This window comes from Porphyromonas pogonae (assembly GCF_036320655.1).
GTDB classification, from domain to species: Bacteria; Bacteroidota; Bacteroidia; order Bacteroidales; family Porphyromonadaceae; genus Porphyromonas; species Porphyromonas pogonae.
In genome coordinates, this window is the sequence record NZ_CP143258.1 from 2,739,358 (window position 1) to 2,755,675 (window position 16,318).

Consider the following 16,318-nt stretch of genomic DNA (forward strand, 5'->3'; position numbering starts at 1 on the left):
GATTATTATTAACAGTACGTGAGTTCGATATAAGGGATAATAGGAATAATAGAGTTTAGAAAGTGTTGTAAATCAGTGTAATTTCTTATGTATTTCATTGCAAAAGTGGTGAATTATTTGCATCTTAGTAGTTGATAATCAATAAGATATAAACAAACAAAACACCACTTTATGAAAACAAATATAGTTGAAATTTTCTGTCTTACCGATGATTTTTCCAAACTTTTCGATACCTTGATTCAGCAAAGAACCCTTTGCGAAGGAAACAAAAAGCGAAGAAATCGCAAGTTTAGGATGTCCGATGCTGAAATCATGACTATTCTGATTCTTTTCCATCATTCGAGGTATCGCGATTTTAAGTCCTTTTATCTTCAATATATTACGCAACAATGTCATTCGGATTTTCCTTCGTTGGTCTCTTACAATCGTTTTGTGGAATTACAAAGCAAGGTGGCATTCAAACTAATTTCATTTCTCAATATGTGTTGTTTGGGCGAATGCACCGGTATCTCATTCATTGATTCCACACCTTTACGCACCTGCCATATCAAGCGGGCACACGGGCATAAGACCATGAAAGGATGGGCCCAAAAGGGCAAATGCAGTATGGGATGGTTCTATGGTTTCAAACTGCATATTGTGATTAACGACCGGGGTGAAATCATTCAATATCAAATCACACCGGGGAATACGGATGACCGTGCTCCACTTAAAGGCGGAACCTTCACGAAGAAACTTTTCGGCAAACTTGTTGGCGACAGAGGATACATCTCACAAAGTCTTTTCGATAAGCTCTTCATTGACGACATACACATGATTACGAAGATAAAGAAAAACATGAAAAACACACTGATGAGCCTGTATGATAGGATATTACTCAGAAAAAGAGCCCTTGTGGAAACCGTTAATGACCTACTCAAAAACGTTTGTCAAATAGAGCATACACGACATAGAAGCGTCAATAATTTCGCCATTAATTTGATTGCCGGCATAATTGCCTACAATCTGCTACCCAAAAAGCCGGAATTAAACCTAGAAATCATACACAATCCATCAACCCTCTTAGTACACCACGCTTAGACCGAACTCACGTTAACAGTGAAGATATTAAGCTCAGATTGCTTTACGATAGAAAGAATCAAAAATTCAAAACTTGAGACCGTTGAAAAAGTCGGATCGAGAGACAGAGACATAAAATCGGGCGGAAAACTGCTCGTCTTCTGTCTCTGTCTCTCGATCCGACTTTTTCAACGGTCTCTAATAAGGAGCCTTGTTTTCCGGGTGTAAAAAAGGGTGTAGATCTTGTATTACTTGATCTACACCCTTGATTTGCGGTATGGACGGGACTCGAACCCGCGACCCCCTGCGTGACAGGCAGGTATTCTAACCAGCTGAACTACCACACCGATTGGAGGAAGGATTTATCCTTCTTTTGCGATGCAAAGGTATAATAAATAAATGGATCACACAAGGGCTAGAGAGAAGTTTATTACCAGGCATAAACCTGACACAAAAACAAAACTCTAAAAATCAAATCATTAAAAAACATCACATTTTTTATTTTTTACATAAATCTAAAGCAAATAGCTCTCCCAAAAACTACGATGTTTGATCATGCGTAGTTTATAAGAGACCGTTGCATAGCAGGCAAATTGCTTCGTTGCTTGCGAGATTCGCGCTTGGTCATTTACCTGAAGTAAACTCCCTGTGCACTCACTCTTAGCGCCTTGCACTTTACCTTCTCTGCCCGGTCAAAGTGTCTTTTGTCGGCTTCGCCTCCAAAATCCACGAGACTGTTGACTTTTGCAACAGTCTCTATAAATCTCTTTCCACAGGGTATAACAAAGAAATTTCATGAAAAATACAATGAGGTTGAGAGTATTGAAAATGGATAGAAAGTACGTAGAGCAACGAAAAAGGAAATAAAATTGGATGAAAAAGTCTTATTTATAACCGATAATTCAATAAATAAGTTATTTTTGCGTAATGAATATGTTTTACAGCATGTTTGCATGATTTAGTTTTATTACAAGTCCTATGGAATAATTATTTGGATGACAAATCACCATCATAACCATAACAAAAATGCTGATGAGCATACAGCTATAGAGGCATTCCTTAAGAGATTGGATGTAGCACTGTCAGACGAAGAAATTTCTTTGATAACAGAGCACTTCAGAAAAAAGACTTATAACAAGGGGGAAAAAATCTTTGAAGAAGATTCGAAGATTACAACTTTATACTGCCTCAATAAAGGCAAAATTAAGATGTTTCGGAAGGGTTTTGCCGGAAGAACTTACATCACACGGATGGTAAAGTCCGGTGAATTTTTCGGGATTAGGCCTTACTTTGCCGGACAAAAAGCAAAAACCTCCGCAGAAGCTTTTGAATACTCGGAAGTATACTCATTACCAACAAAAATATTAGAAAAGCTAATATCTGAGAATGTAGAGATTTGCCGCTTTTTCTTGAAAAGAGTCGCAGAAGAACTAGGTGTAGCAGAAGAGCGAGCCGTAAGCCTGACGCAAAAACATGTACGCGGTCGCCTAGCAGAGGTCTTGCTTTTCCTTATGGAAAACTACGGTTTTGAAAATGATGGAGCGACACTTGACATATATTTAAGCAGAGAAGATCTGGCAGCTCTCAGCAATATGACTACCAGCAATGCCATCAGGACCTTATCACTCTTTGCTTCAGAGAAAATAATTGCTTTGGACGGAAGGAAAATAAAGATTATTGATCCTGCAGGGCTACAAAGAATAAGCCGTATAGGCTGAAACCACGTAACAACCGACTGCATAAATCAACAATTTAATAGCATGTTTAGTATTTAGATACCTCGTAATCCCAAAGACTATAGAGAAAATGCAATAGTATCCGGGAAAATGAATTCCCTAAACTTACCTCACAAACAAGGATACGATAGGAAAAAATTACTCAGAGTGGTTGTACATAAAAAGATTTTATATATCTTTGCAAGCGATTCCAAGAGGCCCGGATGGCGGAATCGGTAGACGCGTTGGTCTCAAACACCAATGAATGCAAATTCGTGCCGGTTCGACCCCGGCTCCGGGTACTTCAAAGCACCAATCAATTCAAATTGATTGGTGCTTTTTGTATATAGGATGATTTATATAAGCCATAAAATATTAAGTCTACCTGAATTTTGTTTATTTTATGTTAATATATAACTGAAATAGTTGTAGATGAATGTTTTTATTCTATATTTGTAAAAGATGTTCTCTTAAGACCTGTCCCCTCCTCCCTAATTGAACGCTGTATATATTGTTGGGGAGTTTTGCTAAGGCTAATGCCATATTTAGTATACTCAAGATAAAAAATTATCAAAGCATAACTATTCTTCTCCACTCTCGAAGTATCTTTTCTATACATCAAAAAATCTATTGGCTAACAATATCATTTTACATCATAAAGAGACAAATCCAGATATAAGCGAACTAATATATTTCTAAGAGACATTTACTCAGCTATGGTATGTAAATGCGTCTTATACTAATTTTTATCAACATTTAATTTTTTTGAGACATGAAAAAATTTAACATCCTTTGTGCATTTATGGGAGTAGCAATTGCTTTATGTTCTTGTAACAAGGAAGACAATGTTATCAAAAGTACGGCAAACAAAGCCATTACCGAAACTAACTATCGTATAGTCGACATCGACCAGGCCAAAAGTATGGCAGAAAAACTGGTACAGATGATGGGCGAATCCAAAGCCATCATGGGTGACGATGCAGATGCAACTCGCTTCAAGATAAGCAGTGTAGAGCCTTATATTACCAACGGGATAACCACAATGTATTTTATCAATTTTGGCAATAATAATGGATATATGATTCTTTCCGCCGACAAAGAAGCATCTAGCTCTATGATTGCTTTCAATCCCAAAGGTCACTTAAGTGTTAGTGGATTAGAAAAAGAAACAGGTGTCAATCAGCAATTCTTAAAATTGGGAAAAACCATTGCAGAAGAACTCAACTCAGGAGTCGACAAATCGAACCCCAAATATGAGCTTTGGGATGCCATGGGAAAGAATGCCAATGAAGACATAGAGATAGGCATAAGGCGTATCGAAGAAACAGACATTTCTGCTCCGGGAATAAGGGCCCGGCACAAAGGCTCATACGGGCTTGAAGAAATAACACCTTATTACATGGTAAAGGATTACGTATGGGGCCCCGGAGAAGGCTATAATGCTGATGCCAAAGTAAAGGATGCCCTTTTAGGACCGGCAGTCAATATCGGTCTCTTATGTATTAGCAATAGGTTCCCTAAAAAATACCCCTATCACGAAATGTTCAAAGATGTAACCACCATGTGGACAAATTCAGTATCAAAGATGCTGAGGGATATTGCTGATCAAATACCTAACTTCAAATGGAATAAAGAAAATTACAGTAAAGCCTCCTATGAGGACATACTTGCTTGTCTAATTAGCTTGGGCTATAAGGACGCCAAATTAGGTGAATATGACTTGCATTTGTATCATAAAAATGTGAAGAAAAAACATCCCGTACTCCTCGCCGGAAGAGATGAGAGAGGAACTCATGTGTGGATAGCCGATGGATATTATGAAGGAAAAGCCGAGTTTTTCTCAAGAAGTCGCCACACAGCACGTATCATACATAGATGGTATGAGTATGTAGATATGATTTTTATTAATTGGGGATTAAACGGAGAGTCAAATCAGTGGTTCTCACATGACAGGATACCATACTTTAAGCAGGATAGAAAAATCTTCTATGACCTAGATCCGTCATAATCACTTTATTTATAAAACTCAAATAAGCGTTGTCACCTATCTGAAAAATCTCTTATGCAGAGAGCAAAGAGATGAATAACGGTGTAAATTCGCATTTCTACAGTTCCATAGGCATTCCTTCTATTGTGACCATAGCTCACTAGAAGGAATGTTCTTTTATTAAACACCACAGAAAGCCAATAATATACTTTATGACACTAGTCATATGTGGACATATATGCAACCTATAATTAGCTCATATATATTAGTATTAAAGTAGTGTCTTAAATTTACTTATTCTCAAAGTAAACTTAGACAATACTCTTAATAAGAGACTGTTGCAAAAATCAACAGTCTTGTGGATTTTGGAGGCAAAGCCGACAAAAGACACTTTGACCGGGCAGAGAAGGTAAAGTGCAAGGCGCTAAGAGTGAGTGCACAGGCAGTTTACTTCAGGTAAATGACCAAGCGCGAATCTCGCAAGCAACGAAGCAATTTCCCTGCTATGCAACGGTCTCAATAAAGCAAATACAAGTTTTTTCCTAACTTTACACCACATATTACATTCACCAGTAGCCATATTGTGAGTATAATGCAGTATGATTAGAATTGTGATGAAGAGCATAAAGATCTCGAAAAAATAAATAATATATAACAGGCTAATAACCCTTTTATGAATAATCAGACACCCAAAATAATCGGTGTAGCCGGCGGATCGGCTTCGGGCAAATCAACTCTGGTAAAAAAGCTTCAGGATGCTTTTATTGAAGAAGACGTGATAACATTGTGTCATGACTTTTATTACAAAGCTCACCATGAACTTCCTTTGGAAGAACGGGCCAAGCTCAATTATGATCATCCCAATGCTTTTGACACTGATATGATGATAGATCACATCAAACAGCTCAAAGAAGGCAAATGTGTAGAACGCCCTGTATACTCCTTTACAGATCACAACCGCACAGATCAGAAAGTAACAGTAAAGCCTGCCAAAGTGATTATTGTAGACGGCATACTTATTCTAGAGAATAAGGAGTTGCGTGATCTTATGGATGTAAAAATATTTGTGGATACTGATGCAGATGTACGTTTGGGGCGCAGGTTGGTAAGAGACGTACAAGAACGTGGGCGTGATATGAGCTCTGTATTACAGCAATATTTCAGCACAGTGAAACCTATGCACCGTGATTTTGTAGAGCCTACAAAGCGTTATGCCAATCTTATCATCCCGGAAGGTGGCTTTAATTCTGTAGCGCTCACTTTGCTCATTGAGAACATACGCTCTGTATTAGGCTCCGAATAACGGAACTTATACGGATTAGTGAGTAGAGAAATATAATATCTATCTCAAAAAGAAACACCGATCCATAGGATGTATACTTAGGATCGGTGCTTTTTTATGCCTGATAATCTGAGAATAGGACTTGGAACAACTATAATATTCCCAAGACAACAACTTCTCCGGACTTCTGGAATCAATTTCGACGGCCAAATATTCTCAGCATATACAAGAAGAGGTTGATAAAATCAAGATACAAGGACAATGCGCCCAACAAAGCCATCTTTTTAGCAGTATCATCCACTACGGGCATCTCTCTGAACATATTCTTAATCTTATTGACGTCGTAAGCTGTAAGGGCTACAAAAAGTATCACACCCACAAAGGTTGTGATCCAATAGATTGCTGTAGACTTCATGAATATATTCACTACAGATGCTATAATAAGCCCCAACAGAGCCATGAAAAGGATATTACCCCACGAGGATAAGTCTTTTTTAGTGAAATAACCTATTAGAGCCATCCCTCCAAACATACCGGCAGTAATGAAGAATGTAGTGGCAATGGACGAATACGTATATACCATAAATATCCAGCTCAAAGTAATACCATTGAGGACTGAATAGAGTATAAACAGACCTGTGGCAGCAGCAAATGATATACGGTTTATGGCCGCCGTAACTCCAAATACCAACACAAGTTCCGCAATGAGGATACCCCAGAAAAGAGTTCTATTCGTAAAAAGCATATAGCCGAACGAACTGTTGAAAACAAGCATGGAAGTCAACCCCGTAATGCCGAGAGCTAATGCCATCCAAATAAATACTTTTTGGAAAAGCGTAGTCTGCACAGATGAGTTATACTCAATTTTTTGGGTTTCTACCATTGGATCATTATAATTCATATTTCTTTAAAATAATTGATTTTACAATACTAATAATCTGCTACCTCATAAAACGCATATGCGTATCATTGTAATATACAAACTTAAACAAATATAATAAAAGTACCCCAAAGTAGTTCAAACATCTCAAGAGTGACACCCACTCAAATAACATAAAACGGGTGCCTGAAAAGCCTCAAAGACTATTCCGACACCCGCTCCTACAGGCTTAGAGTATAGAAGATTTATTTAACGTCCCACCAAAGTCTGGTATTGGGCTCGTCCGGTGTTGTTGCGCCTGCTTTGTGATTTTCTTTATTGGCGTCAAAGTCATCTGTATGATAGATGAAGCGAGTAGGCAACTTGGCTACTGCCGCAGCAGCTGTACCTGGTTTGATCACCGGATAATCCAGCTTCCTAAGATCTGCCCACGACTCCACACAATCTTTCCAATAGTTATTGACCCAACGCTGTAATGCTATTTTCTTTAAATCTGATTCAAAATTACCCGTAAGAGCAATTTGGGGCTGTGCTATATATTCCTCTACAGACCCAAATTTCTTAAGACTTTGGAATCTCTTATCTATTAGATTAAGTGCTTTTAGGCGAGCATCATTCTCCCCCTTACCGGCACTGAGATTACAAGTTTCGAATGACAAGGTTATACCTTCCTTATACAGATCAGCAACCTTATCTGAAGTCCATCCTCTCAAAGCTGCTTCAGCCTGAATTAGTTTCATGTGCGCAGCAGTAATCAGTTTCTGATCATAATTGGCTATTAACATTTCTGCAGGGAAATGACTAAAGTCTGGATGCGCTTCCTTAAAAAGGCCAATATCTTTAATAGACATCCCAAAAGTGATCGGCAAGAAGTCATAAACCTCTTTTTCTTTATCACCATCCTTTTCTTTTCCTACAGGAATTACGCTTGCATAAGAAACGACACGAATATCATTATTATTAAGCATTGTATCAATAATACATGACGAAGGAGCAAAAGCAAGTTGGTTAGGCCTTGTTACAGTATAGTCATACAAGGGATTTGCAGACTTGGCATCAGTCAAATAAAGGAAACTAAAGTTTTCATCGTTCTTACTTATTACACCATCACTTTTAGCTTTCAGATACCGCTCTTTGGCTACAGCCGGCTCTATATCAGACAACCTCATAGCCATAATCATTCTAAGGCTGGCATTAAATTTCTTCCATTTAGAAATATTACCACCATAGATTATGTCATATTTGCTTTTGATATTCTCGTTCATTTTCTTGAATGAAGCAGACAGACGTTTATCCAAGTCCTCATAAATAAATTTCTGAGTGTCGTATTTAGGGGTGTAGCCACCCTCGGCAGCGTTAAAAGCCTCCCTATAGGGCACATTTCCTAAAATATCTGTCACGTGCATAAAATAGAATGCTCTGATGCATTCAAGAATACCTTTTACACTTTCTCCGTCTCCAAGGTCATTATTTGCATATTTAATATCCTTATCAAGCTGGGCATTAAGTTGTGAGACGTTCAGCAAGGGAGTACGGTAAATCCATCCTGCAGAATACATGTTGATATCAAATTTGACGAATTGGTCATTCTTGAACCCGGTGATATAGCCACAATAAATCGGAGCCCACGGATTATAGCGGATATCAATATAGTTGAAGTATGATAAATCTTTTTGTGCACCTAGCAACATTGGTCCCGCAGCCTGCACCGAAGGTTTATTGGGATCGTAATTGGTATCTTTAAAATCACCGCATGAGGAAAGTGTTATGGCAGCGACTGATACTGCGAAAAAATATTTTAAGTTTTTCATAATTGATATTCATTTAAAAGTTTAAACTAACAGTAAATCCAATACTCTTTGTACTTACCGTCTGTCCTCCTTCGATGAAACTATTTCCCGCTGCGGCACTTGCAACAGTTTCAGAAGTATCTACATTGGGAATAGAGCTGTAAATAAGCCATGGATTAGAAGCAACCAAAGATAATGAAGCCGCCTTAATAGGAGTCTTACTCAATAATCTCTTGGGCAACTGATAGCTTATGGCAAGTTCTCGAAGTTTCATGTAAGTAGCATTATACAGATAATTTTTCCACACATTAGGTTTCAGTTCACTGAAATATCTGTAGGCATCTACGTATCCTTCCACAGGAACATAAGTAATTTTTCCGGCAGCATCTTTTACTTCTTGTACTCCGCTGATAGGCACACCTCCATCTTTAGTCCAATCACCTCTGATTTCTCCACCACGATTATTTTGTCCTACTGTAGTTTTGAGCAAACCGGCTCCTTCTCCCCACATATTAGTTACAGAAGCCATTTTACCGCCAACCGAGAAGTCTAAAGAAGCTCGCAAACTTAAATCCTTCCATGTTATTCCGGTAGAGAGACCTCCTGTATATTTAGGTTGCGAAGACCCGTAATACAAGCTTTCATCATTACCCACAATCGGTTCTAAACCATATTTAGTCTTTCTCAGAATCATATTTCCGTTAGGATCCTTTTTCCAGTCATTACCTCGTATTACACCAAGGGCCTCACCAACTTCGTTGTATTGATATATCTTCTTATTGAATCCGAAGTATCTTACTCGGCGTTGTTGTACGTCATCAGCAAGTTCTTCCAACTTATTCCTGTTAATAGCCCAGTTGAAGTTTACATCCCATCGCCAGTCTTTCGTTTTTACAGGAGTGACACCCAAAGAAACTTCTATACCATAGTTCCTGATCTCTCCTGCATTGATATACCGATATGAATATCCGGAGAAAGGGGTAATATTCAAAGGGATAATCTGATTCTTAGATCTTCTGTCATATAAGTTGATATCTCCCCAGAAGCGACGGTTAAAGAGCTTAAACTCTGTACCCACTTCGTATGAAGTAGAAATAGTAGGTTTGATTTCAGGATTTGTAAGTTCCCTGTTATTTACTTCATAGGTGAGAGTACCGAACTTATCAGTCGAATATGTTTGGTATACATTATACGGTGCTATAGTAGAACCTACCTGCGCAGCAGATCCACGAATCTTCCAGAAGTTGAGTACGTCGGATTCAAACAGATTACTTAAGATTATAGAAGCTGATCCTCCACCGTACAAGAAACTGTTTTTATGGTCGGGCAGTGTAGAGTTCCAATCATTCCTTATATTGAAGTCAACATAATAAGTATTGTCCCAACCAAAAGAAGCTGTTGCAAATATACTCTGTTGCTGCGATTTTATACGCTCATTCAAGGCTTCTGGTTTATCCTGAGAGTTTGACAAGTTATAAAGATCTTTTATCACAAGTCCTCCAACAGTTTTTCCTTCCACATTATCGTATACGTTGGATCTGCTTTCTATGAATAAGTTCGCAAGAATAGATAGTTTACGATCAAAAAGATCATCGTTGCGATATCCCAATCTTCCTTGATTACGGATATCAACAGTTCTATTCTGATAATGTCCGTAGAAGGGAGTCAATCCTTGAAGGTTAAACCCGTATTTTGTCTCTCCAAAATAATTTCTGAGGTTACCCATGATAGAGTAAGCAACATCAATATGTTTGGTAATATCATATTTAGCTGAACCGGTGAATACGCTCCATGTATAATTTTCAGTCTTATTTGTATTATCCATTGTTGCAAAAGGATTGCCATGGAATGCTTCTTTTAGATCGTTAGGGCCATTGATATTCCAAGTACGATATGTTCCATCAGGACGCATATAGTCGGTTTTAAGTCTCTTGAGATCTACCTGATTTTGGAACCACTGTTGGTATTCCATCAATACACTCAGACCATCACTGGTACGATAGCCCTCTACAGCACCGTTATGATTCTGTCTATACGTATATTTATAGTCCAAATCAATCGTTAAATTATCCAAAGGAGTAAAATGGGTCTTGAAAGTAAGGTAGCGTCTGAAAGCATCACTATTAAAGAGGACTCCTTTCTTCTGTACATTTGAGAAAGAGATACGAGTCATGTGATTCTTACCGGCACGACCAAAGGCAACGTTAGTAGTATTGGTGAGGCCGTTACGGAAAAGCTCGTACAAATTCTTATCTCCCGCATATTGCCATGGAGCCGTAGTGGCATAGCCTGAATCTGTAGGATCCCATGCGTAGTAAGGTATATAAGGTTTACCATCGAACTTAGGTCCCCAACTGATATCATCTGCATAAGTGATATATCGGCCTCCATTCAACCCTTTGAGTTTTGGGTCTTGACCTTCTTTCCATTTATAGATAAAGAAGTCTTGTGAGCTACCTCCTCCGTATTCGCCTTGGCCTTTATAATATAGTTTAGGTAAATCTACTGTGAGCGTGTGACTGAAAGAAATTTCATTTTGATCTTCTCCGCTTACACCTTTAGTAGTAATAATTATAGCTCCATTACCACCTTCAGAGCCATAAACTGATGTGGCTGCGGGGCCTTTGAGGACGTTGATGTTAGCCACGTCATCCATGTTGATCATATTCTTGTTCGTAATCACACCATCTACTACATAGATAGGTTCGGAACCATTTACGTCCAATGTTGACGATCCACGAAGAACAATAGTACCACTATTGAAAGAAGCAGCTGATCCACCCATAAAGCGGGCCCCTGCAATCTTGCCGGCAAGAGCATTATTGACGTCTGTCGTACGCACAGCCTTCAGTTCATCAGATTTAATGTTCTGTGTAGAATAACCCAGTGACTTCTGCTCACGCTTGATCCCCATACCCGTAACCACTACCTCGTTGAGTTGCTGAGCATCAGATGCCAATACGACTCTCATGTTGGGCGTAATGGGAACCTCCGTAGTCTTCATCCCTACAAAAGATATCACTAAGGTTTTGGCTGATGTGGGAGCCTGAAACTTAAACTTACCATCCACATCAGTGGAACCTCCTATTTTAGGATCGCTTTTTAAGCGGACTGATGCGCCAATAATGGGCTGCCCGTCTTCGGATGAAATCACGATACCACTCACAACCTTTTGCTGAGCGAGCGCAATTCCAATGGATGCAATCAACGTTGCAAAAAACAGAGTAAATTTTTTCATATCCAACTGTTTAATAGTTAAACATTAAGTTCTTAAATATATATTGCGTGTATTTATAAGCTTTTTAACGTACAGTCCTCAAAAACTTGCCGACAATATACAACAAAGTTTTGCAAACAAATATCAATTTGACAATAAAACTATGTTAACAATAAAAAAAAGACACAAGAAACATATAGTAAAACACAAAGAGGAAGCATAGACGGCGACAAGCAAACAAAAGAATAATATCGCATATAAATAAGAGAATCACAAACTTATTTTATTAGAAAGATTCGAATAAATAAAAAATAACAATTATATGTCAAGAGAATAAATAAATTTCAGTGCTTATAGGAGCTTTTCACTAATATAATGGAGCAAAAAGACAAATACTAATAAAGAAATATGGATGTAAAATGAGGCATAGCTGTTCGTTGCAAATCATAGGAAACGAACAACAATATTTTACTTACAAATGTTGACTAATAAATATCACTAATAATACAAAAACACTATGGAGATTCTATTTAAAGATCAAGCCCCGCTTACTCCCGCCATTTGGGAAGAACTCGTAGAGACAGCAACAAGAATGATGGAGGCTCAGACCACTGCCAGAAAAGTAATGCACTGTGAGGAACCTCGGGGAGCAAGATATACGAGCGTGCAAACAGGAGGGCTCAATAAGCTCCCTGCTGTAAAGAATTATCCCGGCATCAAAACCTCGGCAAATATAGTTCAGCCCTTGATAGAGTCAAGGATAGAGTTTGAGTTGGACTTGGATGAGCTACTCAGCATAGAGCGAGGCAACAAAGCTGCCAACCTCGACAATCTGGAAGATGCTGTAAAGCAAATGATACTCTTCGAGGAAAACTGTGTATACAACGGCTACAAAGAAGGTAACATCCCCGGGCTGATACCATCGATGTCCACTCCCAAAGTAGCTACCGACGGATCGTCACAAAGCATCATCGACGCCATATTGAAGGCGGCTATCATCATGAAAGACATGGGCGTTGAGGGGCCTTACCAACTGGTAGCAGGACCCGACTTTATCACCAAAACCTCACAACTCGTGAGCAACAAACCTCTTGCCGCCTTGATAGAAGAGGAGTTGAAAACAGAAATAGAACTCTCCCCCGCAGTCAAAGGAGCATTGCTCTTCCCCTTCAATTCAGAGGACAACAACTTTGTCATAGGCAGAGATCTTTCCATTGCTTTCCAAAGTATGGACAAGAATAAAGTACGATTCTTCCTTTTGGAGTCTTTTACTTTTACCAATACAAACGACAAGGCCGCGGTGCAGTTGAATCTCTGATTTATAACAACCATAACATCATAAAATCTACGGCAAGGGACAAATGTCTTTTGCCGTACTTTTTATAAACAAACGCACCAAAAGTAAAAGATACAGAAGTTAACCCCTCCTTGTTCCTTAGGTCAGAAACATAACAGCTCTCCCGATTACAGATCTACACTTCATAAAAACCCTTCCTAAATATCATAATAATAGCAATTATGAGAATTAATATATTGTTGTCAAGTAAAATGGGCTGATTAGATTTACATACGCCCCTCTGATTTTTAAGTAATTGATGGGGACTTGACAACGGCTTCCCAAAGTACTATCTTTGTATACAAACAGTATAAATCACTTACAATACCTCACAATGTTCAATTCAATTCCTAATATCATAACACTCCACGGAATCCCTTTCGAGCTACAAACAAGGAAGATCGGCTTCTCATATCTCTGCCGCAAACAATCATGTTACAGCGCTTTTACACCATAATATAAGGCTAAAAAACATGTAGAATGAGACTGTTGCGAAAGTCAACAGTCTCATGGATTTTGGAGGCAAAGCCGACAAAAGACACTTTGACCGGGCAGAGAAGGTAAAGTGCAAGGCGCTAAGAGTGAGTGCACAGGGAGTTTACTTCTGGTAAATGACCAAGCGAGAATCTCGCAAGCAACGAAGTAATTGGCCATGCACTGACCCCAAAACACCTTGTAAACACCACTATTATAATAAGCACTTAGCTAAATACATATTCATACACAGATGAGACGAGAAGTCTTGTCATCCTTCACTCCGCCCGGAGTTGCCACTTTTCACATCCTACTTATTCCTTGCCGTTATCTCCTCTATCCTTATCTCCTCAGAGTGATGCAGCAAACCTATCATGTTGCTTCATATTACAGTTAAAACACAATTGTATCTTAACTAAAACACGAAAACAGTTTAGTTAAAACACACAAATACTTTAACTAAAACACCTACGCATTTTAGTTAAGATACAGATGTATTTTAGTTGTAACACGATATTCTTAGTATTACAATAATTCCATCATACACGATATATACTATACATTCTGTATATATACCCTTGATCGTAAAATCATACACATAAGCAAAATCTATTTATAAGTTTTTTGGAGAATAAGCCAAGCTAATTTGTGTTACATTTATTTAGGCTGTTTTTTGAAGCCTTATACACACGCCATCAGGCCTATTCTTATTTGTACTTTGTATAAATAAGGCATCTTTGTAACTAGGAAAAAACTTTTTTATAGTCACTTTCACCTCAAATCAATTTATTTATAATACTAGCAGTAACCTCCTTACATCTGTTTCATAAAAAACATAAATACGGATATAATTTTGACATTTTGTCAAAATTGCACAAGCATCATGGAAGATATTTTCATCAATTGCAGTGTCTGTATGATATACTTCCGGCACACAAATACATTCAAAACAACCTACAACTCGACAGCGAGGCCATAAATAAACATCTACAATGCATTAGCTACACATTCACAAGGATTAAGGCCACTAAAATGCCATCACCTCCATCATGCTTTATTAATGATCAATCACACAAGAACAAAACATACTATATCACACTGAAAGAATGAGATTATTGAATATCAAGCGATAAAATATGGACTAATTAATTATCTTTGCAATATTGAGATTAAGTAATAAATTATATAATTATAAATTATCAGATCAATTAATATCTTAAACTAATTAGAATGAAAGATTCAGCAATTTTCAATCTTATTGAAGAAGAACATCAAAGACAGAAAAAAGGGATCGAACTTATCGCTTCCGAAAACTTTGTAAGTGACCAAGTGATGCAAGCTATGGGTAGCTGCATGACAAATAAATATGCCGAAGGATATCCCGGCAAAAGATATTACGGAGGATGTGAAGTTGTTGACAAAAGTGAGCAATTGGCTATAGACAGGCTGAAGAAACTTTTCGATGCTGAATGGGCCAACGTGCAGCCACACTCAGGTGCTCAGGCAAACATGGCGGTGTTGCTGGCATGCCTCAATGCCGGAGATACTTTCATGGGGCTCAACCTAGCCCATGGGGGACACCTCTCACACGGCTCTGCAGTAAACAGCTCGGGTATTCTGTATAACCCTATCGCCTACAACCTCAAAGAGGATACGGGCAGAGTGGATTATGACGAGATGGAAAAGATAGCTCTGGAGCACAAGCCCAAGCTTATCATCGGTGGAGGCTCTGCTTACTCGCGTGAGTGGGACTACAAGCGCATGAGAGAGATTGCCGACAAGATAGGAGCCATACTCCTCATCGATATGGCACACCCGGCAGGCCTCATAGCTGCAGGACTCCTGGAAAACCCCGTAAAGTATGCTCACATTGTCACTTCTACCACGCACAAAACACTGCGCGGACCTCGCGGTGGTATTATCCTGATGGGTAAAGACTTCGAAAACCCATGGGGTAAGAAGACTCCCAAAGGTGAGATCAAGATGATGTCTGCATTGCTGGACTCTGCAGTATTCCCCGGCATCCAAGGCGGACCGCTCGAGCATGTAATAGCAGCCAAGGCTGTAGCTTTTGGCGAAGCTTTGGAACCCAGCTTCAAGGAATACCAGACCCAAGTAAAGAAAAATGCTGCTGCTATGGCCGAGGCATTTAAAAAGAGAGGTTACAAGATCATCTCAGACGGTACGGACAATCACAGCATGCTCATAGACTTGAGACCCAAGTTTGCTGACCTTACAGGTAAAGTAGCAGAAAAAGCGTTGGTAGCTGCTGATATTACGGTAAACAAAAATATGGTACCATTCGACTCCCGCTCAGCATTCCAGACTTCAGGCTTCAGAGTAGGAACTCCTGCTATCACCACCAGAGGTGTCAAGGATGATAAGATGGACTATATCGTAGAACTGATAGACCGCGTACTCTCGGCTCCCGAAGACGAAAAAGTAATAGGTGACGTGAGAAGCGAAGTAAACAAGATGATGAACGAATATCCGATGTTTGACTGGGAATAAGACACTGTTGACAATTTCCTGTTTTCACAAACATCCCTTTATACCTGATGGGACATACCCAGAGCTC

9 protein-coding genes and 2 tRNA genes are annotated in these 16,318 nt (G+C 38.9%); 7 read left to right on the top strand and 4 right to left on the bottom strand.

All coding sequences use genetic code 11. From position 1 onward, the window contains the following. Positions 1-171 precede the first annotated feature (171 nt). Entirely contained in the window at positions 172-1,080 is a 909-nt protein-coding gene (locus VYJ22_RS10955; RefSeq protein ID WP_159036305.1) for an IS982 family transposase, read from the top strand. 252 nt (positions 1,081-1,332) lie between these two features. On the opposite strand, the gene VYJ22_RS10960 is transcribed toward VYJ22_RS10955, so the two are convergent. Continuing rightward, positions 1,333-1,406, bottom strand: a tRNA-Asp gene (locus VYJ22_RS10960). A 648-nt stretch (positions 1,407-2,054) separates the two neighbouring features. Between VYJ22_RS10960 and VYJ22_RS10965 the strand changes: the two genes are divergently transcribed. From VYJ22_RS10965 to udk, 4 genes are all read left to right on the top strand, one after another. Next, a complete protein-coding gene (locus VYJ22_RS10965) occupies positions 2,055-2,777 on the top strand; it encodes a Crp/Fnr family transcriptional regulator (protein ID WP_329904108.1) in 723 nt (240 codons plus the stop codon). A 215-nt stretch (positions 2,778-2,992) separates the two neighbouring features. Then, positions 2,993-3,076 (top strand) — tRNA-Leu (locus tag VYJ22_RS10970). Positions 3,077-3,546: 470 nt separating this feature from the next. Then, positions 3,547-4,782 carry a C10 family peptidase gene (locus VYJ22_RS10975; protein WP_329904109.1) on the top strand — a complete coding sequence of 412 codons (1,236 nt, stop codon included), beginning with the start codon at positions 3,547-3,549 and terminating at the stop codon, positions 4,780-4,782. Between the two features lie 652 nt (positions 4,783-5,434). Then, positions 5,435-6,064, top strand: a complete 630-nt coding sequence (gene udk / locus VYJ22_RS10980) for a uridine kinase (protein ID WP_329904110.1) — start codon at positions 5,435-5,437, stop codon at positions 6,062-6,064. 172 nt (positions 6,065-6,236) lie between these two features. Here the strand turns inward: udk and VYJ22_RS10985 are convergent, their stop codons facing one another. The 3 genes from VYJ22_RS10985 to VYJ22_RS10995 form a co-directional block, all read right to left on the bottom strand. Then, positions 6,237-6,944, bottom strand: coding sequence for a Bax inhibitor-1/YccA family protein (locus tag VYJ22_RS10985; RefSeq protein WP_329904111.1), 708 nt, complete (start codon positions 6,942-6,944; stop codon positions 6,237-6,239). 224 nt (positions 6,945-7,168) lie between these two features. Further along, complete coding sequence (locus tag VYJ22_RS10990) at positions 7,169-8,734, bottom strand: SusD/RagB family nutrient-binding outer membrane lipoprotein (RefSeq protein WP_329904112.1); 1,566 nt, start codon at positions 8,732-8,734, stop codon at positions 7,169-7,171. 13 nt (positions 8,735-8,747) lie between these two features. Continuing rightward, positions 8,748-11,951, bottom strand: a complete 3,204-nt coding sequence (locus VYJ22_RS10995; RefSeq protein WP_329904113.1) for a SusC/RagA family TonB-linked outer membrane protein — start codon at positions 11,949-11,951, stop codon at positions 8,748-8,750. Positions 11,952-12,447: 496 nt separating this feature from the next. Here VYJ22_RS10995 and VYJ22_RS11000 point away from each other — a divergent pair, with 496 nt between their 5' ends. Continuing rightward, on the top strand, positions 12,448-13,248 hold the full coding sequence (locus VYJ22_RS11000) for a family 1 encapsulin nanocompartment shell protein (RefSeq protein WP_329904114.1): 801 nt from the start codon (positions 12,448-12,450) through the stop codon (positions 13,246-13,248). A 1,722-nt stretch (positions 13,249-14,970) separates the two neighbouring features. Beyond that, positions 14,971-16,251 carry a serine hydroxymethyltransferase gene (glyA, locus tag VYJ22_RS11005; protein ID WP_329904115.1) on the top strand — a complete coding sequence of 427 codons (1,281 nt, stop codon included), beginning with the start codon at positions 14,971-14,973 and terminating at the stop codon, positions 16,249-16,251. The last annotated feature ends 67 nt before the right edge of the window (positions 16,252-16,318 follow it).